This is a genomic window from Glaciecola sp. 2405UD65-10, assembly GCF_048820975.1.
Taxonomy (GTDB): domain Bacteria; phylum Pseudomonadota; class Gammaproteobacteria; order Enterobacterales; family Alteromonadaceae; genus Glaciecola.
The window spans coordinates 2279719-2305817 of record NZ_JBMEUF010000001.1 but is presented as its reverse complement, the minus strand read 5'-3'; the positions used below and the strand labels follow the sequence as shown (position 1 = coordinate 2305817).

General features: G+C 42.8%; 29 protein-coding genes. 12 read left to right on the top strand and 17 right to left on the bottom strand.

The genetic code is table 11. The annotated features are described in order from the left end of the window. The first annotated feature begins 44 nt into the window (after window positions 1–44). From bioH to ACOI22_RS10295, 3 genes are all read left to right on the top strand, one after another. Window positions 45–824, top strand: coding sequence for a pimeloyl-ACP methyl ester esterase BioH (gene bioH / locus ACOI22_RS10305; protein WP_420671942.1), 780 nt, complete (start codon window positions 45–47; stop codon window positions 822–824). A 114-nt stretch (window positions 825–938) separates the two neighbouring features. Then, window positions 939–1172, top strand: a complete 234-nt coding sequence (locus ACOI22_RS10300; protein WP_420671941.1) for a hypothetical protein — start codon at window positions 939–941, stop codon at window positions 1170–1172. A gap of 6 nt (window positions 1173–1178) precedes the next feature. Further along, window positions 1179–1817, top strand: a complete 639-nt coding sequence (locus ACOI22_RS10295) for a putative metalloprotease CJM1_0395 family protein (protein ID WP_420671940.1) — start codon at window positions 1179–1181, stop codon at window positions 1815–1817. A gap of 40 nt (window positions 1818–1857) precedes the next feature. Here the strand turns inward: ACOI22_RS10295 and ACOI22_RS10290 are convergent, their stop codons facing one another. After that, window positions 1858–4224 carry a Tex family protein gene (locus ACOI22_RS10290; RefSeq protein WP_420671939.1) on the bottom strand — a complete coding sequence of 789 codons (2367 nt, stop codon included), beginning with the start codon at window positions 4222–4224 and terminating at the stop codon, window positions 1858–1860. A gap of 288 nt (window positions 4225–4512) precedes the next feature. Between ACOI22_RS10290 and greB the strand changes: the two genes are divergently transcribed. Beyond that, window positions 4513–4989, top strand: coding sequence for a transcription elongation factor GreB (gene greB / locus ACOI22_RS10285; protein ID WP_420671938.1), 477 nt, complete (start codon window positions 4513–4515; stop codon window positions 4987–4989). A gap of 66 nt (window positions 4990–5055) precedes the next feature. Here the strand turns inward: greB and fkpA are convergent, their stop codons facing one another. Continuing rightward, window positions 5056–5823 carry an FKBP-type peptidyl-prolyl cis-trans isomerase gene (gene fkpA / locus ACOI22_RS10280; protein ID WP_420671937.1) on the bottom strand — a complete coding sequence of 256 codons (768 nt, stop codon included), beginning with the start codon at window positions 5821–5823 and terminating at the stop codon, window positions 5056–5058. A gap of 96 nt (window positions 5824–5919) precedes the next feature. Between fkpA and ACOI22_RS10275 the strand changes: the two genes are divergently transcribed. The 3 genes from ACOI22_RS10275 (at window position 5920) to ACOI22_RS10265 (ending at window position 8857) form a co-directional block, all read left to right on the top strand. Then, window positions 5920–6912, top strand: a complete 993-nt coding sequence (locus ACOI22_RS10275; RefSeq protein WP_420672355.1) for a WD40 repeat domain-containing protein — start codon at window positions 5920–5922, stop codon at window positions 6910–6912. Next, a complete protein-coding gene (locus ACOI22_RS10270) occupies window positions 6909–7133 on the top strand; it encodes a SlyX family protein (RefSeq protein WP_420671936.1) in 225 nt (74 codons plus the stop codon). The genes ACOI22_RS10275 and ACOI22_RS10270 overlap by 4 nt, the downstream gene beginning before the upstream one ends. Window positions 7134–7234: 101 nt before the next feature. Continuing rightward, on the top strand, window positions 7235–8857 hold the full coding sequence (locus ACOI22_RS10265; RefSeq protein ID WP_420671935.1) for a methyl-accepting chemotaxis protein: 1623 nt from the start codon (window positions 7235–7237) through the stop codon (window positions 8855–8857). Here the strand turns inward: ACOI22_RS10265 and ACOI22_RS10260 are convergent, their stop codons facing one another. Beyond that, window positions 8858–9058: a YheV family putative zinc ribbon protein gene (locus tag ACOI22_RS10260; RefSeq protein WP_420671934.1), complete on the bottom strand. Its 201-nt coding sequence runs from the start codon at window positions 9056–9058 to the stop codon at window positions 8858–8860. Between the two features lie 115 nt (window positions 9059–9173). Between ACOI22_RS10260 and ACOI22_RS10255 the strand changes: the two genes are divergently transcribed. The 4 genes from ACOI22_RS10255 to ACOI22_RS10240 are packed head-to-tail and all read left to right on the top strand — an operon-like array spanning window position 9174 to window position 12877. Continuing rightward, entirely contained in the window at window positions 9174–11090 is a 1917-nt protein-coding gene (locus tag ACOI22_RS10255; protein ID WP_420671933.1) for an ATP-binding cassette domain-containing protein, read from the top strand. Continuing rightward, complete coding sequence (locus ACOI22_RS10250; RefSeq protein ID WP_420671932.1) at window positions 11087–11671, top strand: TIGR02444 family protein; 585 nt, start codon at window positions 11087–11089, stop codon at window positions 11669–11671. The genes ACOI22_RS10255 and ACOI22_RS10250 overlap by 4 nt, the downstream gene beginning before the upstream one ends. Window positions 11672–11675: 4 nt before the next feature. After that, window positions 11676–12677 carry a hydrolase gene (locus ACOI22_RS10245; protein ID WP_420671931.1) on the top strand — a complete coding sequence of 334 codons (1002 nt, stop codon included), beginning with the start codon at window positions 11676–11678 and terminating at the stop codon, window positions 12675–12677. Continuing rightward, complete coding sequence (locus tag ACOI22_RS10240; RefSeq protein WP_420671930.1) at window positions 12671–12877, top strand: YheU family protein; 207 nt, start codon at window positions 12671–12673, stop codon at window positions 12875–12877. The genes ACOI22_RS10245 and ACOI22_RS10240 overlap by 7 nt, the downstream gene beginning before the upstream one ends. 27 nt (window positions 12878–12904) lie before the next feature. Here ACOI22_RS10240 and ACOI22_RS10235 read toward each other — a convergent pair whose 3' ends face one another. Genes ACOI22_RS10235 through nudE form a run of 3 tightly spaced genes read right to left on the bottom strand, consistent with a single transcriptional unit; the run spans window position 12905 to window position 14891 of the window. Continuing rightward, on the bottom strand, window positions 12905–13492 hold the full coding sequence (locus ACOI22_RS10235) for a YceI family protein (protein ID WP_420671929.1): 588 nt from the start codon (window positions 13490–13492) through the stop codon (window positions 12905–12907). A 15-nt stretch (window positions 13493–13507) separates the two neighbouring features. Next, on the bottom strand, window positions 13508–14329 hold the full coding sequence (gene cysQ / locus ACOI22_RS10230) for a 3'(2'),5'-bisphosphate nucleotidase CysQ (RefSeq protein ID WP_420671928.1): 822 nt from the start codon (window positions 14327–14329) through the stop codon (window positions 13508–13510). 1 nt (window position 14330) lies between these two features. Beyond that, entirely contained in the window at window positions 14331–14891 is a 561-nt protein-coding gene (gene nudE / locus ACOI22_RS10225) for an ADP compounds hydrolase NudE (RefSeq protein WP_420671927.1), read from the bottom strand. 179 nt (window positions 14892–15070) lie between these two features. Here nudE and yjjX point away from each other — a divergent pair, with 179 nt between their 5' ends. Further along, window positions 15071–15619, top strand: coding sequence for an inosine/xanthosine triphosphatase (gene yjjX, locus ACOI22_RS10220; RefSeq protein ID WP_420671926.1), 549 nt, complete (start codon window positions 15071–15073; stop codon window positions 15617–15619). Between the two features lie 30 nt (window positions 15620–15649). On the opposite strand, the gene ACOI22_RS10215 is transcribed toward yjjX, so the two are convergent. The 11 genes from ACOI22_RS10215 to gspD are packed head-to-tail and all read right to left on the bottom strand — an operon-like array spanning window position 15650 to window position 26092. Continuing rightward, a complete protein-coding gene (locus tag ACOI22_RS10215; RefSeq protein WP_420671925.1) occupies window positions 15650–16405 on the bottom strand; it encodes a type II secretion system protein N in 756 nt (251 codons plus the stop codon). 1 nt (window position 16406) lies between these two features. Then, window positions 16407–16883, bottom strand: coding sequence for a type II secretion system protein GspM (gene gspM / locus ACOI22_RS10210; RefSeq protein WP_420671924.1), 477 nt, complete (start codon window positions 16881–16883; stop codon window positions 16407–16409). Between the two features lie 2 nt (window positions 16884–16885). Then, complete coding sequence (gspL, locus tag ACOI22_RS10205) at window positions 16886–18067, bottom strand: type II secretion system protein GspL (protein ID WP_420671923.1); 1182 nt, start codon at window positions 18065–18067, stop codon at window positions 16886–16888. Further along, complete coding sequence (gene gspK, locus ACOI22_RS10200) at window positions 18068–19087, bottom strand: type II secretion system minor pseudopilin GspK (RefSeq protein WP_420671922.1); 1020 nt, start codon at window positions 19085–19087, stop codon at window positions 18068–18070. It abuts the gene before it with no gap. Further along, complete coding sequence (gene gspJ, locus ACOI22_RS10195; protein ID WP_420671921.1) at window positions 19084–19764, bottom strand: type II secretion system minor pseudopilin GspJ; 681 nt, start codon at window positions 19762–19764, stop codon at window positions 19084–19086. Before gspJ ends, gspK begins: the two co-directional genes overlap by 4 nt. Further along, entirely contained in the window at window positions 19761–20144 is a 384-nt protein-coding gene (gene gspI / locus ACOI22_RS10190) for a type II secretion system minor pseudopilin GspI (RefSeq protein WP_420671920.1), read from the bottom strand. Before gspI ends, gspJ begins: the two co-directional genes overlap by 4 nt. After that, window positions 20141–20755, bottom strand: a complete 615-nt coding sequence (gene gspH, locus ACOI22_RS10185; RefSeq protein WP_420671919.1) for a type II secretion system minor pseudopilin GspH — start codon at window positions 20753–20755, stop codon at window positions 20141–20143. The genes gspI and gspH overlap by 4 nt, the downstream gene beginning before the upstream one ends. 9 nt (window positions 20756–20764) lie before the next feature. After that, entirely contained in the window at window positions 20765–21232 is a 468-nt protein-coding gene (gene gspG, locus ACOI22_RS10180; protein WP_420671918.1) for a type II secretion system major pseudopilin GspG, read from the bottom strand. 5 nt (window positions 21233–21237) lie between these two features. Next, complete coding sequence (gspF, locus tag ACOI22_RS10175) at window positions 21238–22458, bottom strand: type II secretion system inner membrane protein GspF (protein WP_420671917.1); 1221 nt, start codon at window positions 22456–22458, stop codon at window positions 21238–21240. Further along, window positions 22458–24041 (bottom strand): type II secretion system ATPase GspE, encoded by a 1584-nt coding sequence (gene gspE / locus ACOI22_RS10170; RefSeq protein ID WP_420671916.1) that lies wholly within the window; start codon window positions 24039–24041, stop codon window positions 22458–22460. Before gspE ends, gspF begins: the two co-directional genes overlap by 1 nt. Continuing rightward, complete coding sequence (gene gspD, locus ACOI22_RS10165) at window positions 24041–26092, bottom strand: type II secretion system secretin GspD (protein WP_420671915.1); 2052 nt, start codon at window positions 26090–26092, stop codon at window positions 24041–24043. The genes gspE and gspD overlap by 1 nt, the downstream gene beginning before the upstream one ends. Window positions 26093–26099 lie beyond the last annotated feature (7 nt).

Here is a 26099-nt window from a genome sequence, read left to right as displayed (position 1 = left end):
TCACGGGGCAATGGCTTGGTCTGCTGATCAAAAGGACAGATATTTTGCAAAATCAAAACGAACAAATTGACATTGTTTTAATACATGGTTGGGGAATGAATCAGGGTATTTGGTCTCAATTTGCGGGTTTATTATCGCAGCGTGTAAATAGCATAGTGCATTGTATTGATTTGCCTGGCTACGGTACGCAATTTGATTCCGTGCCACCTAATTATGATTTGCAAAGCGTGGTTGACACAGTGCATGCGCAGTTGCCCAAACGTTGTATTGTGCTGGGGTGGTCGCTGGGCGGTTTGATTACGCAAGCCTTGGTAGCTAAAGCTGACTCAAAAGTTGTGGCACATATACAGCTTTGCAGTAGCCCCAAATTTGTAGAGGATTCAGCGTGGCCGGGCATAAAACCTGCCGTGTTAAAAATGTTTGCAAAGCAATTGACGCAGAATCATGAAAGCGTGCTGACACGCTTTTTAGCCATTCAATGTATGGGGCTGGACAGTCCAAATCAAACTGTTAAGACTATGCTAGGTATGTTGAAAGCGCACCCATTGAGCTCACCGAGCGTACTAAATAGTAGCTTAGAATTGTTATCGAGTGTTGATTTAAGAGAACAAGTTAAGCGATTTGATACTATTCCTTGCTTAAGAATTTTTGGCCGCCTTGATAGCTTGGTACCGGCTAAGGTTGTGACGCAAATTCAGGTGCTTAACCCTTCCTGCGAAGTACATATAATGCCTAAGGCCTCGCATGCACCTTTTATTAGCCATGAATCAGACACCCTAGCATTGTTGGCAGACTTTATTCACCGCGTGAATTTCACGTCCTGAAACTACCGTTCGGACAGTCCAAAAAGTAAAACGGGACAGTCCAAATTTCTTTTTCTAAAGAAATTCTCGCAGCGGCCGATACAACCTTGAGTAATAATGTATTGAGGTATCGCAGTGATTGAATCAAGCCAAAGCGCGCTATATAGTGGATTAGAAGGGTATCAAAATGGTAGCCGTCAAATGTCAGATGCCAGCCAAAATTTAGCCAGCGGACAGAACAGGCAAAATCTTGATATCAACAAAGCCGCAATCGATATAGTTTCTGGCTCTTTGCAAGCGCAAGCCTCAGCTGATGTGATTTCAAAATCAGACAGTATGCTAGGTACCATTATAGATACCTTCGCGTAAGCCTAAATGAATCTAGTTCTTCCCTTTGATTTTCAGTCTATTGATGCCCAGCAAAATGTGCCGGGTACTGCACAAGCCCGGCTCGATAATCAACAACGTTCAGCCATTGAAGCACCCACCCAAGCACAAGCTTATCCTTCTAGTGACAAAGTCAGTATTTCTGATGAAGCCAAGCAAGCGGCTAAAGCAGAGGACGAAGATGAAACGAGTTTAGAGCTCAGCGACGAAGAAGAGAAAGAAGTTCAAACCTTAAAAGACCGTGATCAAGAAGTACGTGTTCATGAACAAGCTCATGCAGCGGTTGGTGGGCAATATGCGGGCGCACCCACTTATGAATATGAAACAGGCCCTGATGGTAGGCGCTATGCTGTAGCAGGCGAAGTGCAAATTGATGTAGGCGAAGAAAGCACGCCAAAAGATACCATTGAAAAAATGCAAATAGTGAAAGCTGCGGCGTTAGCCCCAGCAGAGCCAAGCACACAAGATATTAAAGTGGCAGCAGAAGCTACGCAAAAAGAACAGCAAGCTCGCGCAGAATTAAGCGAGGAAGGGCTAGCAGGTGGCTCACAAAGCAATGATAAAACTAAAGCCTTTGAAGATATTCAAGCATACAGTGAAAGCTCCGCTTTCACTGCATTTGCTTAAAAATTCCAACTTAATTTGCTATTGAATTTTCGTAACTCACTTACTTCTTTGCTTTCGCAAAGGCATCAGCAAAAGCGTTACCCATCATGGCATTGGCCGGCGCTTTTTGCGCTTGATTATTACGGTTCTTATTTGCGTTAGCGTGTGGTTTATCGGTGCCGCCTTTGCGCTTATCGCCTCGGCCGTTGTTTCTATCACCGCTAGGCGCTCTTGCGCTAGATGTGCCCACTTCATCGTTTAGTCGCATAGTAAGGGAAATACGTTTGCGGTTAACATCCACTTCAGTCACTTTAACTTTTACGATATCGCCAGTTTTCACTACTTCACGAGGGTCTTTAATAAATTTGTCGGTAATGGCTGATATGTGCACAAGGCCGTCTTGATGCACGCCAATATCAACAAATGCGCCGAAGTTTGCAACGTTGCTTACCACGCCCTCAAGCACCATGCCTATTTCTAAGTCTTTCATGGTTTCCACAGCGTCATTGAATTTAGCGGTTTTAAACTCTGGGCGTGGGTCACGTCCTGGTTTATCAAGCTCAGAAAGTATGTCTTTAATGGTCGGTAAACCAAAATCTTCGGTAACAAATTCTTGCGCGTTCATATTTGAAAGCACATCTTTATTACCTAGAATGTCATTCATAGCTACACCCACTTTTGCCACAATGGTTTCTACCACTTGATAAGCTTCAGGGTGCACCGCTGATTTATCAAGCGGATTAGAGCCGTTCATAACTCGCAAGAAACCTGCGGCTTGTTCAAATGCTTTTGGTCCTAAACGCTCTACTTTCTTCAAGCTTTTACGGTCACTGAATGCGCCATTGTTGTCACGGTAATGCACAATATTGTTAGCCAAGGTTTTATTTAAACCTGATACATGTGCCAATAAAGCCGGTGACGCGGTGTTCAAATCAACCCCAACGGCGTTTACACAATCTTCAATAACCTTATCAAGTGATAGCGCAAGTTGGCTTTGGTTTACATCGTGTTGATACTGGCCTACACCAATGGCTTTCGGTTCAATTTTTACCAGCTCTGCTAGTGGGTCTTGCAGGCGGCGAGCTATAGAAACAGCACCGCGTAATGAAACATCCATTCCTGGTAATTCGTTTGAAGCAAGTTCTGAGGCTGAATAAACCGATGCGCCGGCCTCACTTACAATTAATTTTTGCAAACCTAAATCTGCGTTTGCTTTCATCATTTCAGACACAAGTTTGTCAGTTTCTCTTGAACCTGTGCCATTGCCAATACTAATAAGTTCAACTTTGTGCTGTTTACATAAGTTGGCAAGTGTACGCGCTGACTTATCCCATTGGTTTTGCGGTTGATGCGGGAAAATAGTGGTGGTGGCTAATACCTTGCCGGTGGCATCAAGCACAGCGGTTTTAACGCCAGTACGCAAACCAGGATCAAGCCCCATAGTGACTTTAGGGCCAGCGGGCGCTGCCATTAGTAAGTCATTTAAGTTTTTGGCAAACACATTAATAGCTTCGGTTTCAGCACTTTCACGCAGCTTGGCAAATAACTCTGTTTCCATATACTGGTTTATTTTGACGCGCCATGTCCACTGAATTACCGTGTGTAGCCATTTATCACGCGCGCTACTTTGGGCATTAATGCTAGCGCTTTGTAAGCCTAGCACTTGCTTAATAATATCCTCACACACTTGGCCTTTACTGTCAGGGTTGGCGGGCTCAGCATCTAAACCTACCAGTAATACGCCTTCGTTGCGGCCGCGAAAAATAGCTAAAGCACGGTGCGAGGGTACTGCAGTAAGTTTTTCAGAGTAATCAAAGTAGTCAGAGAATTTTTCGCCTTGCTTCTCCATACCCGCAATTACTTTACTGCCCACATGAGCGTGTTGCTGCAAATATTGCCTAACTTGTTGAAGCACGCTGGCATTTTCAGCAAATTGCTCCATAAGAATAAACTTTGCACCATCTAAGGCCGCTTTGGTGTCGGCAATGCCTTTCTCGGCGTCAATATAGTTTTGGGCTAATGTATCTGGATCAGCGCTAGCGTCATTAAGTAGGGTATTTGCTAATGGGGCTAAACCCGCTTCAATAGCAATTTGGCCTTTAGTGCGTCTGCGTGGTTTGTAGGGTAAGTACAAGTCTTCTAAATCTGTTTTATTTTCAGCTGATTTAATTTTATCAGCCAGCTCAGGGGGTAATTTACCCTGTTCGTTTATTGATTTTAGTATTACCGCTCGGCGGTCTTCTAACTCACGTAAATAAGACAAACGCTGCTCAAGTTTGCGCAGCTGAGTATCATCTAATCCCTGAGTCAGTTCTTTACGATAACGAGCAATAAAGGGAACGGTTGCGCCTTCATCTAACAAGTTTACGGCGGCTTGAATTTGGCTACTTTGAGCACCAAGTTCAACAGCAATTTTGTCAATAATCATTCAGTTTTGGGTTCCGTTAGAAAATGTGCCTTTTGGCATTGTGGTAAGAATTTGAATAAGAGCATTGATATGTCTTGTTTACTTGTACTTAGTATAACCTTTGTATTGTTTGATGGCATCCCAAATTTAGTCTTAAATAAGCTCGTATTTTTAAACCTAAACGTGCACGCAGAAATAATGAGCGTTTTATGCAGCATCACAGCGTGACCATAAGAAAAAACTAGACCTTAAGGCTAAAACTGACAACAATACCCGTTGAAACTTTTCACTAACTATATATGGCGTAAATTGAAAACCAAACTTATTACCAGCCAAGGGTATGCCAAACTGCGAGAAGAGCATGACTACCTTTGGTATGAAAAACGTCCGAAAATTACCAAAATAGTCACGTGGGCGGCAAGTTTAGGTGATCGCTCAGAAAATGCTGACTATACCTTTAACAAAAGGGTGTTACGGCAAATTGACAGGCGCGTACGTTACTTAAGAAAGTTACTACCCGAGCTGCAAATAATTGAATATTCGCCGCAACAAGAGGGTAAGGTTTTCTTTGGTGCGCGAGTTGAAATAGAGAACGACGCCGGTGAAATTATGCGCTTTAAAATAGTTGGCCCTGAAGAAATATATGGGGATACGTCAGAGTATATTTCCATAGACTCACCTATGGCTAGAGCCTTACTTAAAAAGCAAGTGGATGATGAATTTAGTGTGAAAACCCCAACTGGGCTTAAGGAATGGTGGGTGCTAAGTATTGAATATGATAAATAAAAATAGTAGGTAGAAAGGCATGAGCCTTTCTACCTAAAACCTTTCTACCTAAAACGCAAAGTGCAATTACTCTGCTGGAGTTACGTCAAGTAATTCCACATCAAAAATCAAGGTAGAGTGAGGAGGAATACTGCCAGCGGTACGGCCGCCATAAGCAAGTTCACTTGGGATATGGAAACGGTATTTTGCACCCACTTCCATTAATTGAACACCTTCAGTCCAACCAGGAATTACGCCATTTAGCGGGAAGCTAGTAGGTTGTCCACGGTCATATGAAGAATCAAACTGTTCGCCGTTCAGTAAGGTACCTTTGTAGTGCACCGTTACTGTATCTACTGCTTTAGGGCTTGCGCCGTCGCCTTTCGTTAATACTTCATATTGCAGGCCTGAATCGGTAGTGATTACGCCTTCACGTTGAGCGTTTTCAGCTAAATATGCTTCACCTTCAGCAATTATTTTAGCTGAGTTCTTTTCTGCTTCAGCCGCTTGTTTTTCACGAAGTTTAGTGTCAGATGCTTGCGCAAAGGTTTGAATTTCAGCATCAGAAAATTGTGTGTTACCCGCTAGGGCATCATTAAATCCAGCTTCTAGGGCTTTTTGGTCAACTTCAATTTCTAGCGCTTGTTGTTGTTCAAGCCTAGTTTTTGCAAATATACCCATGCTTGCACCTAGCGCATAAGAGTGTTGCTCGGCGGTCGTAGTATAAGCGGTAACGGTTGCCTCAGCAGCGTCTACTGTAACTTGGTCTTCAGTGTTTGTTTCTTTTTTGTCATTACCACATGCACTCAAAACAAGTGATGTACCGATAATTAGGGCTAGAGAAGCCTTTTTCATTTTTATCTCCGTAAACATGATTGAATTATCTTTATTTGGCGTTTTCACACCTTGATAGTTTATACTAAGCCACATGTTAATGCGGTTAAGGCCAAAGTGAAACCTTTGTTAAACATTCGACCCACATTTTTTTTCATATGCTGCCTGCTAGCGTCTTTATTGAGTGCTTGCAGTATTCCTGATTCTACGCCATTAAGCCGTTTCAACTTGGCTGAAGATGGCGTTTATGACGCAGACATACACGCAGAAAAACAATTGGCTGTGGTATCAGAGGTCAGCGGAGCAATAAAAGTTCATAATTTAGCAAATAATCAGGTTTTGTATTCCTGGCGTCATCAAGGTGACGGCTTAAATTTGGTCGATAACGTTAAATTTTCAAAAGATGGCAATTTTGTTATCACCTCTGACAGCGAGGCCTTTGCTGTTTGGGAAATTGCTACGGGCGAACCCATTGGATTTTGGCGTATTGATGAATCAAGCATTCGCGATATTGCTATCGCTAATGGTGGCAAAGCGGTATTGGTTGGACGCGCAAACGGTACCGTCATGTTTTTCGAACCTGGTACTGAGCGTCGTTTAGAATTTATAGGTCATGAAGAGAAAATTAATTCAGTAGATTTATCAGCCAATGGCAGGTATGCCTTAACCGGCGGGAATGATTACAAAGCCTATTTATGGGATACAAAGAATGGACAAATAATCCATGTGTTTGACCACCCCCATAGAGTTAGCCAAGTGCTGATTGATCAAAACGCGAAGTATTTATTCACCGCTGATGGCCTAGACAAAGCGCAAATATGGGATGCACAAACTGGTCAGGAAGTATCACGTTTGCATTTTATTGAGCGCCAATTGATTTTTACAAGCGCTAGGTTTTCAGCAGACAGCAAGCGTTTACTAACCGGCTCCCCAGCTAAAAGATTAGCTTTATGGGATGTACAAACAGGTAAAATACTCAAAGAATGGCGGGTTGCACCTAATGATGGTCCAGCTCCGCAATCGGCTGTAGTGTATGCCGTTGATTATATGACAGGAGGCGCAGCCTCCATTTCAAGCAGTGGAAATTACGAAATATGGCAAACACCATGACACAACAACACAGTGACTTAGCAAGCGAATTAGAATCTTTGGAAGTCAAGCTAGCGTATCAGGAAGATACAATTGAAAGCCTGAATCAAACAGTGATTGCTCAGCAGGATCAAATTGACCGCCTTGAGCAAAAAGTGCGTGCCATGTTAGACAAACTAAAATCAATAGAAGAGCCTGAAATGCCAAGCGCAGGTCAAATTGAGTTGCCCCCTCATTATTAATTAAAAATAAAGGCCATAATAATTAACCGTTGACCTATAGACGAAGGTATAGCAGCCGATAAGCCTGTTGACACCTTTCTAATTGGACAACATGCACTATTATGAAATTTTCTTTTAATACAGTAAAAACTAGGATACTCGCCACCGTAGTACTGGGTATGAGCGTATTAAGTATTGCGGCAGTTGTAGATGGCGTAATGCTGGCGTCCAAAATGAATCGTTTTGAGGCGCTAGTAACGGTTGATTCAGCCAATACAATCGCACTGGGGAATATTAATCAAGAGTTTAAAACTCAGGTTCAAGAATGGAAAAATGTGCTCTTAAGGGGCCATAATCAAGCAGACTTAAACAAATATTGGGAACGTTTTTTAGACCGGCAGGCCTCCATCCAAAGCCATGTGAAGATGCTTGAACAAGCTAAGATTCCAAGCGCCGTGAAGCAGTCATTAGTTAAATTTGGTGCAGAACACAATAAAATTTTGCAGCAGTATCAAAAAGCCTATGACATGTTTAGTCAAAACTTTGATCATAAAGCCGCTGATACCGCTGTGCGTGGAATAGACCGCGAGCCCAGCAATCTTCTAAAAGCAGCTGTATCAAACATGCAAGAAATTAATACCGAGAAGAGTAATAGTATTGTGAAGGAATCATCACAATATCAAGGTGTTGCGCTTGCGGTAGTCGTTATTGCCTTTTTATGTTCAATTTTATTATGCGGCAAGATTATTACTCAACTCGTATCCAACCCTCTTTCTATTCTTATTGACCAACTTAAAGCGGTAAGTGCAGGGGATTTCACTGAAGTTAAAAAAATTGGTGGCAATAGCGAAATAGGCCAAATGGCACGTGCGATTGAAACCTTACGCACAAAGATGCTTGAGTTAGTCACTGGACTGTCAGCGAACCAGCAGCAATTAAATACTACCAGCGCGAGTCTAGCGAGTAGCGCAATGGATTTGTCAGCAAAGGCTGATGAGCAGCATCAGCAATCTATTGATATTGACGATGCCACTACGCAAATGGGCAGTGCGGCGAAAGAGATGTCTACTAACATTCTTGAAGCCAATAATATTGCGTCTCATGCCGCTTCTTCCGCACAAAAAAGCCGACAGGCTATGGAATCAACCCTTAAAAGTATTGCCACTTCAAGTGAGCAAATTAAGTTAACTTCTGAGGTTATTGCGCAGCTTGATACCGACGCACAAACTGTGGGCACGGTAGTTGAGGTAATAAATAGTATTGCTGAACAAACTAATTTACTTGCTTTAAATGCCGCGATAGAAGCGGCTAGAGCAGGTGAACAGGGCCGAGGTTTTGCGGTAGTCGCCGATGAGGTGCGCACCCTTGCTTCAAGAACCCAGCAATCAACAGAAGAAATAAAAACCATTATTGCTAAACTACAAGAGCGCGCGGTAGGGGCGGTGTCACAAATTAAGCAAGGCGAAGTATCGGTTAAACAGTCTCAAGATTCTGTTACTGAGGCATCGCAAGTATTAGGTGATGTGGATACAGCGGTAGCAGATATTACCGCTAGAAACACGTTAATTACCGACGTATTAGATGAGCAAACCAGCATCAACAGCAGTATTGTTCAAAAGGTAGGTAGTTTAAAAATGTCGGCTGAGCAAAACAAACATTTGGCAACGACATTGGTAGAACAAAATCAACAACTTGAACAGGTTCGCTCAGTACTTGAACAACAAGTGAGCAATATTAAAAGTTAATTAAGGTTTAAATACACCTATCACATCGCTGCTAGATTTACTGGCAGCCGCGACTTCTTGCGTGGTTTGCGATTCTTTGTAGTCGCACTTCACGCAAGCTAATTTCTCTATGTTATTCTCGAAATACAGCATTAGGGTGTCTAATTGCCCGCACGATGGACATTTTGCCCCTGCAATAAATCGTTTTTTCGTTCTACTCATGTTATAACTTGCCGAAATTATATTTAATAAAGTGTATTATACTGTAATGCGGTAAGTAATGATCACCCCTTTGAATTTTGATATTCTGCACACCTTAATTTTCTAGAAGCCCCTTATGATAAAACTACAAGGTTTAAGCCTACAACGTGGTATAAAAACTCTGATTGATAATGCGAATGTTGAAATTTACGCAAAGCAAAAAGCGGCTATTATTGGCCCAAATGGTTGCGGTAAATCGAGCTTATTTTCACTGCTTTTAAACCAAATTTCAGCTGACGCTGGCGAATGCTCCATTACAAAACAATGGCGCGTGGTCGCCATTTCGCAATATATTGATGATACCCAGCGCACAACGCTTGATTACGTAATTGACGGCGATGCTCATTTACGTCAAGTGCAAAAAGCCTTACTTGACGCTGAGCAGGCCAATGACGGCGCAGCCATAGCAAGCTTACATGAAAAGCTTGAGCACGCTGGCGCTTATGATGTAAACGCCCGCGCCGCAACAATTTTAGCGGGCTTAGGATTTACTGAACAAAACTTAAGCGAAACCGTGGCAAGTTTCTCAGGTGGTTGGCAAATGAGACTTAACTTAGCTCGTGCGCTGTTATGCCCATCTGATTTACTATTGTTAGATGAACCAACCAACCATTTGGATTTAGATGCGGTAATTTGGCTGCAAGACTATTTACAAAACTATAGCGGCACCTTGTTATTAATTTCGCATGACCAAGCCTTTATTGACGCTTGCGCTAATTTAATAGTGAGCTTTGAAGATACCAAACTGTTTACCTACACCGGTAACTATTCAAGCTTTCAAAAGCAACGTGCCGAGCGACTTGCGCTGGCGCAAAAACATTACGAAAAGCAAGAACAAAAGAAACAGCATTTAAATTCATTTATTTTGCGATTCAAAGCCAAAGCCAGTAAAGCAAAACAGGCGCAAAGCCGTGTAAAGCAGCTTGAAAAAATGGAAGCTTTATTGCCTATTCAGCAAGACAATGAATTTTCCTTTGCGTTTAAAGAGCCCGAAAAACTGCCGAACCCTTTGATCAACATGGAAGCGGTACAACTTGGCTACGGCGAAACGGTTATATTGTCTGATATTCATCTTAATTTAGTACCGGGTAGCCGCATTGGTTTGTTAGGACGAAACGGAGCGGGTAAATCTACTTTTATTAAGTTGCTGGCGAGTGAATTACACCCCTTGCAAGGAGAGTATACGGTATCGGCGGGTTTGAAAATTGGCTATTTTGCGCAGCATCAGGTGCAAGCCTTGAACATGGATAATTCAGCTTTTGACCATTTACTGGCGCTAGATCGTAGTTTAACGGATCAACAAATACGAGATTATTTAGGCGGATTTGGGTTTAAAGGTGATGAGGCGCTTAAAAAGGTAGCGCCAATGTCAGGTGGCGAAAAAGCGCGCTTAGTATTGGCCTTAATAGTGTATACCAAACCAAACTTGTTGCTGCTAGATGAACCAACAAACCACCTTGATATGAATATGCGAGAAGCCCTTGCTTACGCTTTGCAGGCGTTTGAAGGCGCCATGGTAATTGTATCGCATGACCGCTTCTTATTAGAAAGTGTGTGTGATGACTTTTACTTAGTAGATAGTGGGGCGGTTAGCGCGTTTTCTGGAGATTTAACTGATTATCAAAGTTGGTTGTTTAATAATAAGAATGAAAAGGCACAAGAAGATAAACCCAAAGCTCCTGTTATTGACCGAAAAATGCAAAAGCGTTTGGAAGCAGAGTTTAGAGCATCAACCAAACATCTTCGCAGCGCTTTGGTAAGTAGCGAGAAAAAGATGAATGAGCTTAATGCACAGCTTAGCCAAATTGAGGAGGCGATGTCTGATACTTCTCTTTATGAGGCTGATAAAAAGACTCAGCTAACACAAATAATAGATGAACAAGCAAAAGCAAAATCAGAGCTAGAAATAGTGGAGCTTGAGTGGCTAGATGCCCAAGAAAGCCTAGAAGCTGCGCAGGCTGAGTTTGATGCTAAAGCTGCGGTAGCCTTGTGAGTGTAAATAGTGCTTTTGTTACGAGCGATGCATTCTGGCAGTACTCTTTGCGTGTTTATGGTGCCGGTCAAACGAAAGACTGCCTACTATACTTACAAGATGAAGCTAATTTGAATGTGAACATACTTTTGTTTTCAGGATTTTTAGCCAGCAAAGGTTACATGCTATATGCCACTGATATTTCGCATATTTTTAAAGCAATTAAGCCGCTAGATGAGCGTACAAAACGCTTAAGAGCAAAGCGGATACGCTTCGCTTTAGCTTGTTCGGGACAGTCCAAATGTAAACTTAGCGCATATTATAAGGCGCTAATGGCTACTGAAATTATGAGTGAAAAAGAGCAACAAGAGGCAATAGTGAAAGCCGCTAGCGATATACTTAAGCGCCCAGTATTAACCAATATTTCCTATGCGTTTGAAAACCTAAAAAGCGAGCTGGTTAAGAGCGCGTATTTTTTTGCGAATAATAATTTGGACTGTCCCGGTTTGGATTTGAGTTCAGATAAGAAGCTTGAAAAAAGCACGTTAATTAGGCAAAAAATATCAGTGCTTGTTCAGCAATTTTCTACGGTAGGCCGCTAGCCTTATGCACACACCACACAAATCTCAGTTTGGGCAAATTCAAGCCGCTAGTTTTAGGCCTAGCTTTGCTTGGCGCAATCCCCATTTACAAACCATTGTGCCCAAGTTTTTTATAAAATCGCCCAATTGCATAATGCGTACAGAGCGTATTACCACTCCTGACAACGATTTTTTAGATTTAGCGTGGTCAGTGCCTGATTCGCCCAAAGCGATGGTTGTGCTATTTCATGGTTTAGAGGGCTCAAGTGAATCGCATTATATAAAGCATTTGATTATTAGTTTGAATAATGCTGGTTTTGGGGCCGTGCTGATGCATTTTCGAGGTTGTAGCGGTGAGCCAAACTTACGGCCTAAAGCCTACCATTCGGGAGCCACATTTGACCCTGAATTCATTATCCCTATTATTAAGCAGCGCTATGCAGCATTGCCCTTATTGGCAGTGGGTTTTTCGCTAGGCGGTAACATGCTAATGAAGCTAATGGCGAACTATTCGCACTTACCCATAGATGGCAGTGTTTCGGTAAGTGCTCCGCTCAATTTAGCGGCTTCCTCTGAAGCAATAAATAAAGGCTTTGCAAGAGTGTATCAGCGCCATCTTATGCGCAGTATGAAAGCCAATATAATTAAAAAAATGCACCTAGTAGATATGTCTAATGACTTACTTGTATCAAACCACGACATTCATAAAATGACCCGTTTTCGCCAATTTGATGATCATATAACCTCAGTACTGCATGGTTATAAAGATGCTGATGATTATTATACAAAGTGCAGTGCCTTACCTGACCTTCATAAAATACAAAAGCCAACACTCATTATACACGCCGCCGACGATCCATTTATGAATGACAAAGTTATTCCTACGCAAACACAAATTAATAGTAATATTGCCTACGAGCTTAGCCAATATGGCGGCCATGTGGGGTTTTTAACAGGTTTATCGGCTCGTGATAAACTATGGTTGCCCCCTCGAATAACAGACTTTGTGAGTGAATTAACATGTTGATCCCGTTTGACCAACTAGAAGACGATACGCTAAACAGCATTGTTGAAAGCGTAGTTTTACGAGAGGGGACCGATTATGGCGAACAAGAACTCAGCTTGGATGAAAAAGTAGCTTTAGTGAAACAACAATTGCGTGAAGGCTTGGCCGTAATTGAATATTCTGAAGAGCATGAATCGGTCAATATAATTGCCAAGCCTTAACGAGCTGTAGGTTAAGCTACACTCCCTTTATGCCTCAAAAACAACATTAAAGGTTAAGGGAACGCTATAAGCAATATTTTGCAGCTTTGCGATTTCTCTTAGGGCTTCAAGGCCCTTGCCTAAATCAAAATCATCAACATTAAGTAAACTAGGCACCAGCGTATTCACTTGAATTTTACCAGGCGCTAGCGCATTTACGCGCAATGTAAATTCCATTGGTACGCTTTGCCCATGCAAGCTTAATTGCACGGCTACCGTTGTAGTAGTTGATTCACCCGCTGAGAGTTCAAGCAAACTAGGCTCTATTTGCGCGGAAAAAGTGGCGTTAGGAAAAACGTCGGTATTAAACAAAAGGTTTTGCATTCGCTGATTTCGAATATCAATAGCGGTATTGACCGAGCTAAGCGCTACTTCTACGTTCAACTTACCTTCATTGCTTAATGTACCGCTGAATTTATCAAAGGAATGTATCTCACCTACGCGATCATTTTTAACTGAAATGAAGTTAATTTGGCTATCACTTTGGCTCAGGGTATATTTAGCTTGCACAACAAAAGATGCTGAAAAAAGCGTTGCGATAACTAACGACGCTGAAAATGCTTTGTGTAAATTCATATTTGGCCTCTAAAATTACTTGTAGTGTATAATACTTTCCCAGTCCACACGTTGATCACCTAATACTACAAAATCAGGGTTTATTACGCTTTCTCTTTGATTATAAGTAATTGGGTCAAAAGTTGCTGCTTTAATAGAGCCGCCGGCTTCGTTGATAATGCACTCAGAAGCCCCTGTATCCCATTCTCCGGTTACGCCAAGGCGCATGAATACATCGGCTTGGCCTTCCGCAATAAAACAAGCCTTCAAGGAGCAGCTACCGGTAGGCAGAGTTTGATAACTGCGTTTGTCAGTTAAACGGTCAAATATACGCTCTCTAGATTGCCTGCGACTAATAGCAATCATGATCACATCTTCGCTAGGTACTTCAAATTTACGCACGGAAATGGGTTTCGTTTCACGTGAGCAACGCTTATAAGCGCCTTGCTCTTTACTAGCAAAATACAATGATTCGCCGCACGGCCAATAAATAACGCCTATTACGGGCTGATTGTTTTCAATCAGCGCAATATTTATCGCAAAATCACCCGACCGAGCAATGAATTCTTGCGTGCCATCAATTGGGTCTATTAACCAATAACGCGTCCACTTACTTCGCTCATCAAGGGCGGCTAAGGGCGTTTCCTCTGACATAATGGGAATATTGGGCGTACGCGTTTGGAGTATTTCCATTATAATTTCGTTGGCGCGATAATCAGCACTCGTTACAGGGCTTTCATCTTCTTTTTCGTATGCTTCGAAGTCGCCTTTGTCGTATATATCTAATACTTCAACACCCGCCTTAACGGCAGCTTCTTTAGCAATTTCAAGCAGTTCACTAATTGCGTTTGACATCATATTAAGCGTTTCTCCAGCGCTGTAATAAAAGTAAGGCGGCCACACTTCGGGCTTCACAAAAATCATCACGGGCTAACAATGATGCAATATCATCAAAGGGCCATTTAATCACATCAAGCGGCTCCGGCTCATCACCCTCAAGGTGTGATTCGGTCAAGCCTTCTGCAATGAGTAAATGCATGTGCGCGTCAAAAAATGTGGGAGCCATGGCAAGTTGTTTAAGCGGCGTGTAATTTTCGGCTTTAAACCCTGCTTCTTCTTGAAGTTCACGATTAGCCGCTTCTTCAGGGTTTTCACCCGGGTCTATTAAGCCCTTCGGGAAACCAATTTGATAGGAATGTGTACCTGCTGAGTACTCACGAATAAGTAAAAAATGATCGTCATCGGTAAGGGCTATGATCATAACCGCGCCGCGGCCACTACCTGCCATGCGCTCGAACTCTCGTTTAACGCCATTGCTGAATTCTAAATCTACTTGTTCAACTTTAAAAAAACGGCTTTGTGCCACTGTGCGTCGTGCCTGTATTTCAGGCAACTTTTTTTCTTGGTTTATTTTACTCATTACAACTTTACACGATACACTATTATTATATAACTGCACCTTAGCATAAGCATAAACGCTTGGCACTCTTCGCATGGCATAAGATAGATACTGTTTTATGCACGCGCTACATTGAGATTATGCTAGTCTAAGCATATTTGGCACATCGCGGCCACTTTTCGCATACTGAATGGAAATTTATGTCATCTACCCAGCAAAACCTAAAGGTGGTTGTTGCATCACAAAACCCTATAAAAGTAGCCGCGGCTACTCAAGCCTTTAGCCGTGTATTTTCATCCAAGGTGGTTGAGGTGGAAAGTATTAGCGTGCCCTCAGGCGTGCCTGACCAACCCATGAACCTTGAGGAAACCCGCTTAGGCGCGTATAACCGTGTGCTTGCCGCGCAGGAAGCCATTGAAGCCGATTATTATATTGCTTATGAAGGCGGTGTCGATGTATTTGAAGATGGGCCTAAAACCTTCGCCATACTTTGTATTACTAACAAGGTCGATATGAGTTTTGGACAGTCGGCCACCTTACCTTTACCGATTAAAGTTTACAGCAAATTGCTTGAGGGTGAGGAGTTAGGTACGGCGATGGATAATTTGTTTGGCACGATTAATATTAAACAAAAGGGCGGGGCTATTGGACAATTAACCCAAGGCTTAGAAACTCGCGCTAGCGCTTATGAATCAGCCACTATATTGGCACTTTGCCGGTATACTTTTGCTGAGCTTTATGAGGCCTAGGGCTAAAGCCGTGGCCTCATCAAATTATACTTAAAACGAAATGGTGTAGCGGCCATTTCCTTGAGGTTTACCGAAAAACCGTGCCGCTTCTTGTATTTCCTTAGGTAAGCTGTTGTCGATTGCATATTCGCCAGTCACTTTATACTTCCCATTTAGCGCAATACTCAGGTTCGCGTCTAAAGATAAACGGTTTCCAGGCAGTATTTGCACTGCAAACCCTGGGGTATCACACGATAAAGCAGCTTCAAACGTGCCAAAGTCTATTTCTTTCTTATTTACATTTACGGCGGCTTCTAACCAATTACCTTTTCCTTGAAGCGCTTGGCAGCCCTCGTCAAATTTAAGTTCATTTACGTCTACTCGAAAGCGGCCAGAAGCGGTTACAAACACAGGTAGTTTAATTTGTGAAAGTAAGGTTTTAGTAGGAACGAATAATGATGCATTTTGCAGGCTAAACTTTTCAGGCGAAAGCAAAGATGCGCTTAGTTTACCTTTTACATAAATATCATCTTTGTTGCGTATATTGCCGCCCTTTACATCAAGCTTGGCTTTCAGCATGAGTAACGACAACGGCGATAATTCCCACTGTACGTTATTTACATGTATGCCTTGTGCCGACACTTGTTCAGCACTGCCACTAAATAAGGTGCCATTTACACCATACAAGGTGACTTGCTTGTTCGTTTGCTTGTGTATTAATTCACTGACTAAGGAAGCCGGGGTATAAGCAATTAAAAATAGCAAATAAGTGAATACCGCTAACAAAATCCAATGCCATTTTTTCACGTTATGCTTTTCCTAATTGAAGGCGCTGTACTTTTACGAAACCTGCTAGGTCAACTTCGCTCACATCTGATTGAATAATCATAACACCTTGTTGCTCAAGCTGTTCTAGCCACGCCATTAGGTCGTTAAATGCCACTTGGTCAATCCACACCTGCAGCTCATCTCCTTGGGGCTGCATTCGTGCAACAGGAATGCCTGCGCTACGCGTGGTTTTATTCACTAGTTGTGTAAGCGAGCCATTAAATGATGTTTTGCTGACTGAACGGCGCAATACTTGAGCACGGTTGGCTTGCTCGTTCACCCATGCCAGGGTTTGCTTTTCCGTCGCTAGGGCACTGCGCTGGGTTTCAATAGCGCTATGAATAGGTGACCAAACTAAAAAATAAAATATGCCTAATGTGCCTATAACGGCGCCAGCAATGACTAGTTTTTGTTCGCGTTCAGATATACTTGCGAACCATGTTTTTAAAGCGTTCATTGTTATCCTTTTACCACAATTACACCAACAACCTCGTCACCGCGATTATTAATAGCACCTTGTTCTACTTCAAAACCAAGGCCTTGAGCGTCGCGCTTAAATTTGTCTAGGGCTTCAAAGCTTTTCGCCACTGATTGCATGCGAAGTTCAGAGCGCTTGGCATCAAATCTTATATTCTGAGGTTTTACCCCTGAGGCCTCAAAAGGTTTCACTAGGCGAGTAAGCATTGCTAGCATGCTTAAATCGCCGCCCCCTTGTTCGAGTTTGAGCATTTCTTTTTCCACCGCGGTGCGCCAAAATCGGTAGTTACCCATTTGCGGAAAACCTTGCTTTACAGCTTGTGCAGTCTGCTCGCGCACGTCGGCGCGTTCGCTTTTAATTGCGCTAAGTTCAGTGGCAGTAAATATTAAATTTAGACTGATTGCTACGGCAGCTAAAGATGCCGCAATTTTCCACTTATCCCATGTAGGATTGGCTTTGCGCCTAACGGCATATTCGCCTTGAAATAAATTGAGCTTTGATTGCTTTGCGCCATCAAGCAGAAGTTGCATGGGCAGTTGGTCAAAAACAAATTGAGCGTTTTGATCAGCCGGCCAATTGTCAATTTCACTGTAGCAATAAAGGCTTAATGCTTGTTTTTGTGCTTGCTCAAGTGCCAAGGGCAGTAACCAGCTTACCTCACCTTGTAAATATTTATCATCAGGCATTTTCACTAGCAGCTGTTGGCCAATTTGCACTAAGCTAATACCGTCATTTGAGGGTAAACACTGTGCATCTGGCACAAGCACGGGGCAAAACAAACCTGCGTTACTTAAGGTATCTTGCCACTCAGCCATAGTGGTTTTAGCTATTACGGCAATATCTTGTTTATCATCTTGGTTGTCACCTAAGGCAAAAAATAAACTATCTATGTTGCTGGCCAGTTCTTCCTCAATCATAAAAGGAATAGCGCCAATTACTTTACGTGCACCTTTCTTTGGCAGGTCTACTTTGGCAAAATAGATATCGCTGGCAGGGGCTAAAGCTATCATTTCAGCGTTACTTGCGCGCTCTTTCAGGCTGGGGAGTTCTGCGGCTGATTGCAACTGCCCTGAAGCAATGATCTCATTTTCTTGATCACTGAATACTAGCCAGTGGATAGGGTCTTCTATGTTTGTCCCTAATCTTATTATTAAACGCTGCATTTAAAATGCGCCTCCAAATTCTCTACTGATGACACTTACCGTTTCGTCTTCTAATTTGAATATAGTCGACATTCTAAATTGAGTACCGTTAAACTTTGCTCGCGTGTTTAATTTAAAATACTCAGTTGTAACCTCAAACCAAACTAATTGGTCTGCGGTTAATTGGCTTGCTTCCACTTCAGGCACTTTCAAAAAATCTTCAATTTCTGCAAATCCATCTTCAGGGCGGCTACTAATGATGTCTTGGCCTACATCTAAAGTTTGTCCTAAAAGTGCTGACAACACAACCGCATTGTCTTGGGTAATAGTGTTTACATTCACTTTTATATTTAGTTCGGGTAATACGCACAAGGCTTCGAGTATTTTATTCGATTCTTGAGATTGAAAAATAGCTTCTATACCATTAACTAAACGTACTTCTGACAAACTGCTCATTGTTGTGTTTGCGGCTAAGTACGGCATGGGGAGAGATTCGTAATCACTATCTTCTGCACCTAGTGATGAGGGTATGTCGTCTTCATCTACCCAATCTATCAGTGAATCTCGAATGGTTTCGGCCTCATAGCTGTCTTCAATATAGTTTTCAATAAAACGTAAGAAGGCTTGTTGCGATAAAGACGATGCACTGCTGGCACTGGAATTTACTATTGGCTCGGAGTTAATTGCGTTTACATTTAGGCAAGCTTGTAAATCGGTGAGTTTAGCTTCTATTGAACCGCCCTCCACAGGAAATGCAAAATCTTGCGTCCAGGGCTGGCTTAAATTGATGTTGTCGTCTGATGTGCTTTGTAAGGTTTGCAGCGCGCTCATTGCATATTGCTCGGCGCCCATGGCATACCAGAAAGCTTGATTGTTTGCCTTAACGTTAGAGGTGCGTGCAATATTGACTTGTAAACGCCCGCTCATTTCTACTGCCAAAACGCTAATGAGCGCAACTATTAGCATTACCACAATGAGCGCTACGCCTTTTTGGCGCGCCTTGGTGTGTTGAAATAGCGTACTTGGGACAGTCCAATTCATGTTTTGACCTTAAACACGCGGCGTATTTCACCAAAGCTATCGGTTTCAATTGTAATGGCAATTGCGGCGGGTAACTCAGTGCTAACAATGGTGTCTGACCAACTAAATTCGCGAGTAACTTCTTTTAATACTTCTACTTTGAAGCCGGTGACACCCTCAAGTAGCACGCGTACTTTAGGTTCTGTGCCTATTACAACATCTACGTAATTGGTGTGTAAACGTTCTAAGCGATTTTCTTGTAGGCGGTAAGCAATATTCTGTAAATGACTGCGTTTTAAGCGAAGCTGTGGGTTTTGCCAGCCGCTGCGAACAAAGCCCACACCGAAGTCATCACTTTCAAATTCAAACTCGCCGCCGCTAAGCACTAAATTGTTGCTGTCGTCATAGCTGCGCGGTGTGCGAGGCTGCATTTGTAAAAAGTCACGCTCCATAACGATCATGGCGCGCTGTAGGTTTTCAAGTTGCTTTGCACGCTCGTTTGAAAGTTCGTTTGAACTTGTTACGTTGACCAACATAGCGTTGGCGCCAAGGGCCAATATGGAGAATATGGCGATGGCGATTATTACTTCAAGTAGGGTAAAACCGCGTGCGCTACTTACTGCTTTTTGCGCTTGAAAATCGTGTTCAGGACAGTCCAATTTATAAGTGGTAAAAAAAAGCGAGGTTGTGTTCATCATGACTCAAGCTTCGCTATAAAGCTTGTTACGCCCGTTAATTCATTTTTGCCATCTACATCATCTGACACAATAATGGTAATTTGGAATAAGGACTCATCTTGCGTTTTTTTAACTTCTTGCTTCCAATACCAACGCTGCCCCGCCAATTCAACTTCGCCTTTGTCGTTGTTTTTTAAAGGCCACTGAATTTTTGCACGCAAGGTGCTTTCGGTCATTTGATTGTTAGCCACCCAGGTCGCAAAAGTAAGTTGCTCTAAGCTTGAAACAGCCCGTAAATGTTCATAGGTCGCTTTCATGACGGCGGCGCCAGCAACAGCAAAAATACCCACAGCCACCATCACCTCTATTAAGGTAAAGCCTCTACTTTGTGCTTTGTTCATAGCGGGCCTTCTCGCTCCAGTGGAATGGTATCCTTAGCGCTTAGTAGGTAATAGAATTCATCATCGTCATCGCTGTATTTAAGTTTAAGTTCAAAGGGAGTGATTTCACCGCTGGATAAGATCATGATTTGAGGAGGGGGCGGCGGCAAATCTTCTTCATTGCCAATTTCAACACCTTCTTCACTTACGCTTAATTGCTCGTCGAAAATACGTGAATCAAACAAGCTTTCATCTTCTTGCCAGGCTAAGCCGTCTAAGTTTAATTCTAGAAAGAGTGATTCTGGAAGTTCACGTAACTCAAAGTACTTATGAGCAAGTAAAGGCTCCCATTCATTTTCTTCGTTCAGGGTAAGGTATTCATAGCTACGTTTTTCTTCGTCAATCAGTAAGCCTAATTCTTGCTGATTAATTACGGCGTAGTCACTGGCTAAGCTAGTGACCACTTGTAAACGCTGAACTTCTTTTTCAATGTCTTCTTCAATGTTGCTAGAGAATACGGTATAGCTCACCGTTGACATAATTAAGCCAATTAAGGCCATTACTAAAATGACCTCCATTAAAGTGAAGCCTGTTTGCTGTTTGGTATGAGCGGGGCTTATTTGGCTTAACATGGGGTATAACTATTGAAGATAGTCGTTGATGTTCCAATTACCGATATCGTCTTCAGTACCTTGCAAGCCGTCAGGCCCTGCAGAATATAAATCGTAGGTACCTAACTCACCTGGATTAAGCAGTACGTATTCATTACCCCATGGGTCTAAAGGTAATCTTTTGATAATACCTTCGGCGGGATATCTGCGCGGAATAGGATCAATGGTAGGAGCACTTACCAAGGCTTCTAAGCCCTGTTCGGTTGTTGGATAAGTATTCGTATGAAGATTATATCTTTCCATCGCACCTTCTAACTGTTGAATATCAACGGCGGCTTTCTTAACCTGTGCAACATCTCTATTGCCAAGAATTTGCGGCGCAACTACCGCGGCCATAATACCTATAATAAACAAAACTACCATTATTTCGATTAAGGTGAAGCCTTGCTCTTGTGCTTTGCTTATAGCATTTTTATTTCGATTCATTACTTTACTCATTACCTTTACATTCCTACTAAATTGTTTAGCGCTAATATGGGTAGCAAAATAGCCATTACTATAAATAATACCACCGCAGCCATTGTGACAATAAGTACCGGCTCAAAAATCTTAAGCGACATATTAATGGTGCTTTCAAATTCACGCTCTTGGTTGTCAGCAGCTCTTGCCAACATCTGTTGAAGTTCACCCGAACGTTCGCCCGATGCAATCATATGCATCATCATAGGGGGAAATACTTTGGTTACATCAAGTGCGGTACGTAAACTACTGCCTTCTTTTACACGCTCTGCAGCTTGTGCCACCAAATTTTGCAAATGCTTGTTCTCTAATACTTTTCCGCCTATGGTCATAGCTTCAAGCAAAGGAACGCTGCTGGCGGTTAATATACTTAAGGTTCGAGCAAATCTTGCGGTATTAGTTCCGCGCGAAAGCTTCCCTACAAATGGCAAGGTCAGTAAAGTCTTATGCCACTTAAGCTCTAAGCGTGGGTTTTTCAGCATTCTGTTAATAGCAAATATTAGTAACACAATGACAACAGCACCGTACACACCATAATTTTGCAAGCCATCACTTATGGCTATCATTATTTTGGTTATGGTGGGAAGGTCTTGGCCCATGGTGTCAAATTGTTCAACAATTTTAGGCACGACTACCGTTAGCAACATAATCACTACGCTTAATGCCACTACCATCATTAACAGTGGATAAACTAATGCTTGGGTTATTTGGCTTTTGGTTTGATGGCGCCGTTCGGCGTAGTCGGCCAAGCGAGTCAGTACGGCATCTAAATGGCCTGACTTTTCACCCGCAGCCACCATAGCGCGAAATAAGTTATCAAAGGCATTGGGGAATTCACCTAAGGCCTTGGCTAAACTGTGCCCCTCAACTACCTTACTGCGAACAGCCATCATCATATTTTTAGTGCGCGGCTTTTCAGATTGTTCTGCCACTGCGAGTAAGGCTTCTTCAATAGGTAATGAAGCCTCAATTAGTGTTGATAATTGGCGGGTCAATAAAGCTAATTCAGTGGTCGAAATGCTTGGGCTAAACAGGAATGAAAAGCTCTTTTGCGCGGTTTTTTGCTCAGCTACTTGTTCAACTTCAAGTGGAATAAGAGATTTTTCACGCAATTGTTGGCGCAATTGGCGTGCGTTATCGGCCTCGAGCACGCCGCTTTTATTTTTACCGTTTCCGTCTAGGGCTTTATATGCAAATGCTGGCATTACTCTTCTCTTGTAACTCTGAGCACTTCTTCCAGAGAGGTAACACCGGCTATCACTTTATCGCAGCCATCTTGCCTAATAGAAGGGGTAGTGGTGCGAATGTATTTCTCAATGGCTTGTTCGCCGCGCCCATCGTGCATCATCTCGCGTACTTTTTCATCAACAATGAGTTGTTCATGAATGCCGGTTCTGCCTTTATAACCGGTATGGTTGCAAGAAACGCATCCCACGGGATTAAATATAACCGTATCAGCTTTGGCATTTGGGCCCAATATTTCAAGCTCACGTGCACTTGGATTATGCGGCGTTTTACACTCATTACACAGGGTTCGCACCAAGCGTTGAGATAGCACTGATAGCAAACTTGATGATAGTAAGAAGGGCTCTATTCCCATATCTTCTAAACGAGTTATTGCACCTGCTGCTGTGTTCGTGTGCAAGGTGGAAAGCACTAAGTGACCAGTTAAACTTGCTTGAACTGCAATTTGTGCAGTTTCTATATCACGTATTTCACCCACCATTACTACATCTGGATCTTGACGTAGTATTGCGCGAAGGCCGCGTGCAAAGGTCATATCTACCTTTGAGTTAACCTGTGTTTGGCCAATGCCTTCTAAATCAAATTCTATTGGGTCTTCAACGGTTAAAATATTGCGGTCTTTAGAGTTTATTTCACTTAAACCTGCGTACAAGGTGGTACTCTTACCTGAGCCGGTGGGCCCCGTTACTAGCATAATGCCGTGGGGCTTTCTGATAAGTTCTGAAAATTCTGTACGATTGTCTAGCGTCATGCCTAAATCTTGTAGGTTCAAGCGCGCGTTGTTTTTATCGAGCAAACGCAGTACCACGCGCTCCCCATGGCTTGAGGGCATAGTAGAAACGCGAACGTCTACTGCTCTACCGCCTATGCGCAGGCTAATTCGCCCGTCTTGCGGAACCCGTTTTTCAGCAATATCCATTTTAGACATTACCTTAATACGTGACACCAGCATTGATGACATTTTGCGGTTCGGGCGCAGTATTTCGCGCAATACACCATCCACTCGAAAACGCACAATAAGCTGGTTTTCAAAGGTTTCTATGTGTATGTCAGACGCACCTTCTTTAATGGCTTCGCCTAGCATGGCGTTAATCAATTTAATAATGGGCGCATCGTCATCGTTGTCGAGTAAGTCTTCGGTATCAGGTAAGTCTTCAGCTAAAGCGAACAAATCACTTTCGTTACCTAAATCTTCCATCAACTGTTTCGCTTCAGATGAATCACGCTGGAAATAATCGGTTAGCAAAGTCTCAAACGATGAATGTTCGGTTTTCTTTAAGACAAATTCTTGGCCGCAAAAGCGCCTAACTTCCATAAATGCACTAATTGGGGTTTCGTCGGTATAGTACAAATCATAAGGCGTTGTTTTAGTATCAAGAAGCACATTAAAGCGTTTAGCAAAACTAAAGGGTAACTGAGAAATACCGGCAATTTCTTCAATTTCGTCTAACTGCGCTTCAAACTGCTCACTTGCCACGCTGTCAGCCACGGCTTCAAGCTGGCTTTCGGCCGCACCTTGATTGTTGTCTACTTGAACTGGCATTAGTCTTCTTTCTTCTTGTCTTGCTCACTTAAATATTCTTCAAATGAAGGGGGAAGAGTAAGCGCGTCGTCCCATGCCGGTAAACTTGGACCTTCTTCAAAAGGCATAAGCGGTATGCCTTGGGATTTGCGGTCAAGCTGTTGAGCGCGTATATAGTTGTATTTTCTGTGACTTATTTCGTTCATGGTAATACCATCACGCACAATGGTAGGTTTTATAAACACCATTAAGTTACGCTTTCTTTTGCTTGTGGTGGTAGTTTTGAATAAGTGCCCTAAAACAGGAATATCGCCCAACAAAGGTACTTTTGAAATGCTCTCTTGAACGTCTTCGTCAATAAGCCCGCCCAGTACAATTGTGCCGCCATCATCTACTATTACGGTAGTTTTAATTTCACGTTTATTAATTGATATATCCACTGAGGTAGCGCCACTCACGCTTGACACTTCTTGTTCAATCGTCATTTGAACGGCATCACCTTCGTTAATTTGCGGGGTAACTTTTAACTTAATACCCACTTCTTGACGCTCAACCGTTTGGAAGGGATTTGAGTTGTTTGAGCCGGTACTTGCCCCGGTAATAATTGGCACTTCTTGGCCCACAATAAAAAACGCTTCTTCGTTGTCCATAGTGGTTAAGTGCGGGGTGGCCAATATGTTTGAATTGGTGTCTGTGCTTACGGCTTGAACCACTGCGCCCCAACCATTTTGTATTACGCCGGCAATAAGGCCGTTAGCACCACCGAGTAAAGAAGCTAGAGATGTTAAGTCCCCTTCACTGGTGTCAGTGGTTTCAACCGGTGTGCCGTCATTTGAAACCGTGGTTACGGTGGTTATGGTATCTTCGGCTTCACGTAATGCTACGCCCAAAGATCCTACACCAATAACGCCGTTTGTGAATTGCGTGCCGCCACCTTCTTCTGAAACAAGCTGCACACCAAGAGTCACACCGTCACCTTCAAATACTTCTACAATAATGGCTTCTACCTGCACCTGAGCACGGCGCAAATCTAATTGGCGAACCACTTCTTCAAGAGAGCGCATCATGTCAGGCTCAGCGGTTATTACCAATGAGTTGCTATCTTCATGGGCATCAATGTTTACGTCACGTGAGCTTGTGCTTGAACGACGCGTTTGAGTGCTGCCTTGGCTTTCTGATTGAATGCTCGCGCTTACGCCTTGCAGTACTTTAACTAGGTCTTCAGCCTTTGCATATTTCAAATGGATAACGCGGGTGTTTCCGCTTGATTCCAACTCTTGATCCATACGTGATATTAGGCTGACTATGCGCTGGCGCGATTTAATATCGCCGCTCACAATTACACTGTTTGTTCTGTCGTCTGCTACTAGGCGTGGACCTGATTTGGCGTTTGCAGTTTGCTTTGCTTGAGAGTTATTAATACTGTCAATAATGCGTACCATTTCAGAGGCAGACGCATATTTTAGCTTAACTACTTCAACTTCTTCGTCGCCGGCTTGGTCAACGCGTTCTATTATTTCAGCTAGTCGATTAACTACGGCGGCGCGGCCGGTAATCATCATTACGTTTGAAGGGTCATGGGCAACTACGTTTCCGCCGCCGGCTTGATCATTTAATTGGCGTAAAATGGGGGCTAGGTCACGAACGGGAACGTTGTAAACGGGAATAACGCGGGTGATCATTTCATCACCGTTAAAATCCGCTTCTTCCACTACTGGAATATTAGATGACTTGGCGTCTTTAGAGCGAATGACTTTAAGTATGCCATTTGGCATTTCGACTACTGCAAAATCATGTACTTGAAGAACGTTTAAGAAAAACTGATAGTACTGCTCTTCGGTCATTAGGTCGTAACTGGTAATGCTAATTTTACCGCGTACGTTTGGGTCAACAATAATAGTGCGTTTGAGGTTGTCACCCACAATGTCGATAAATTTAGTAATTTCAACATTTTTAAAGCTAGGTTGGAATTCTGCTTCTTGCGCCAAAACAGATGCACTCAAAAGTACGCCTGCGGCAATAAAAGAGCGAACAAGTCCTTTTACTAATTTTCCATGCTTGATAAGCATCATATAACGG